This is a genomic window from Streptomyces katrae (assembly GCF_000966975.1).
GTDB lineage: Bacteria > Actinomycetota > Actinomycetes > Streptomycetales > Streptomycetaceae > Streptomyces > Streptomyces katrae.
On the sequence record NZ_JZWV01001448.1, the window covers coordinates 1 to 2,640 of the forward strand.

General features: G+C 77.5%; 2 protein-coding genes. Both read right to left on the reverse strand.

The window, feature by feature from the left end:
* Positions 1-609, reverse strand: a 609-nt coding sequence (locus tag VR44_RS41780; protein WP_052714020.1) for a 4'-phosphopantetheinyl transferase family protein, incomplete at its 3' end; no start/stop codon positions are given.
* Positions 610-622: 13 nt separating this feature from the next.
* Positions 623-2,640: aminotransferase class I/II-fold pyridoxal phosphate-dependent enzyme (locus VR44_RS38205; RefSeq protein WP_245692851.1), on the reverse strand; the 2,018-nt coding region annotated here is incomplete at its 5' end.

A 2,640-nucleotide genomic window follows, 5' to 3' on the forward strand; every position in this document is an offset into this window, starting at 1 on the left:
CGCGGGGGGTCGCAGCCCCAGGAGCGGGATCCGGCGCGGGGCCGTGCCGAAGACCCCGCCGCGGTCGGCCTTGACCGCGGCCTCCTTCAGCGCCCACGCCCCGGCCAGCGCGCCGCCCCGGCAGGGGTCGGCCGGGTCGGCCGGGTCGGCCGGGTCGGCCCGGTCGATCAGGGAGAGCTCCCCCGGGGAGAAGGCGTGCTCGGCGACCCGGCGCACGGCGGCGGCGGAGGCCGTCTCGCACAGGTCCACGCCCACCGGCCGCCGGGCCAGGGCCGCGGCGGCGTGGCCGGGGGTGTGGCTGATGGAGACGTGCACGCGGGGGAGCGGGCGGCCGCCGACGAGGAGGTTCGGGCTGCCGTCCTCCCGGGGGAGGACCTCCACCTCCTGCGCCGGTGTGCCGAGGAGTTCGCCGGCCAGACGCTTGGCGAGCAGCCGGCCGGCCATCCACTCGGACCGCCGCCAGGCCGGGAGCGCGCCTGCCACGCGCTGCTCGGCGGGGGAGAGGCACAGCGGCAGGTGGGTGAGGTCGCAGCGGCGGGCCACGATCAGCCCGGCCCCGCCCCAGCGGTGGACGCGGCCCGGTTCGAGCGGGCGGAAGACGGTGTCCATGACGGCCCCCGGGTCAGGCGGCGGCCGGGGGCGCGTCGGAGGAACGGCCGGTGCCCGCGGCGTCCGCCGCGTCCGCCGCGTCGAGCCGGCGCAGTTCCCGCGCCAGCGTGCCGACCGTCCGGCGGATCTGCTCGGGCGTGTGGTCGCGGGTGACGAAGAACCGCAGCCGGGCCATCTCCTCCGGGACGGCCGGATGGAGGATCGGGTTGACGCTGATGCCCTCCTGGAACAGGGCCTGCGCGAGGCGCAGGGTCTTCACCGAGTCCCCGACGATGCACGGGACGACGGGCGTGTCGTGGCTGGTGCCGATGTCGAGGCCCGCCTCCCGCGCGAGACGGGCGAACAGGGAGGCGTTCGCCGCGAGGCGGGCCACGCGCTCCGGCTCCGCCCGCAGCAGCCGCAGCGCGGCCAGGGAGGCGGCCGTGTCGGCCGGGGTCAGTCCGGCGCTGTAGACGAACCCGGGAGCGGTGTAGCGCAGGTACTCGACCACCCGGTGGGCGCCCGCGACGTAGCCGCCGCAGGCGGCGAGGGCCTTGGACAGGGTGCCCGCCCACAGGTCGACGTCCCCGCGGTCGACGCCGTGGTACTCGCCGATGCCGCCGCCCGTCGCGCCGATCGTCCCGATGCTGTGCGCCTCGTCGACCATCAGCAGGGCGCCGTGCCGCCGCTTGACCTCGACGAGGGCGGGCAGGTCGGCGATGTCGCCGTCCATGCTGTACACGCCCTCGACGACCACGAGCACCCTCCGGTACTGGTGGCGGACCTGCGTGAGGAGGGCGTCCAGGGCGGCGACGTCGTCGTGCGGGAACGGCCGCCGCGTGGCGCCGGAGAGCCGGCAGCCCTGCAGGATGCTGTCGTGGGCGAGGGCGTCGTGGACCACGAGGTCCCCCGGCCCGACGAGGTGCCCGATCACGGTGACGTTCGTGGCGTGGCCGTTGGCCAGGGCGAGGGAGGCCTCGCAGCCGAGCAGGGCGGCGAGCTCCGCCTCGAGCTCCAGGTGGAGCCGGCGGCTCCCGGACAGCAGCCGGCTGGCGGAGACGGAAGTGCCGCAGCGTTCCACGGCCTCCTTGGCCGCCGCCGTGACCTGCGGGTCCGTGGCCATGCCGAGGTAGTTGTAGCCGGAGAAGGAGAGCAGCTCCCGGCCGTCGACGACGGTGGTACCGGTCAGGCCGCCCTCGTGGACGAGGAAGTACGGGTTCGTCAGCCCCGCCCGGTCGAGGAGGGCGAAGCGCTCGCCGTGCCGGACGACCTCGGGGAAGCGCTCGATCCGCGTCTGCTCCTCGGGCAGCGGGTGCCCCGCGGGCAGCGGGTCGCTGCCGGTCGCCGGGGCGGCGGCGGGCCGCTGGTCGGGGAGGAGCGCCGGCGCGGCAACCGGGGTGGCCACCGGTACGGCCTCTGGCGCGGCCCCAGGCGGGGCCTCCGGTGTGGTTGCCGGTGCGGCGACAGGCGTGGCCTCCGGCGTGGCGACCGGTGCGGCCATCGGGGACGCCTCCGGTGCGGGAGCCGGGGTGGCACCCGCGATCAGCGCGGTCAGGCCGGCGATGGTCGGCCGCTCGGCGGCCTTCTCGTCGAAGGCCCACTGCGGCCACTCCCGGGAGAGGGCGGTGAACAGGTCGGTCAGCATCAGCGAGTCGAAACCGAGGTCGTCGACCAGGAGCTGATCTCCGCGCAGATGGCTGACGGGGAAGGCACTGACCCGGGCCACGTGCGTGAACACGGACTCGGCGACCGCGCCTCCCGCGGCCCCTGCCGGGCGGGCGCCGGCCGTGGCCCCGGGCTCCTCGAAGGGCGCGGCCGGGCCGGTGGGGGCCGGGACGGACACGATCACGGGTGCGGGCACCGGGCCGGCCGCCCCGGGTGCGCCGTCGCCCGGCGCCGGGGCCGCCGCTCGACGGCAGGCGGAGGCAGGGGCGGCCGGAGCCCGACGGGCCGGGTGCAGGGCCTCCGGGGCCGGGGCGGCGGCGACCGTGGTGTGCCCGGCCTGACGGGCATGGGCCGGGGCGTCCACGGACGGGGCGGCCGCTGTCAGGG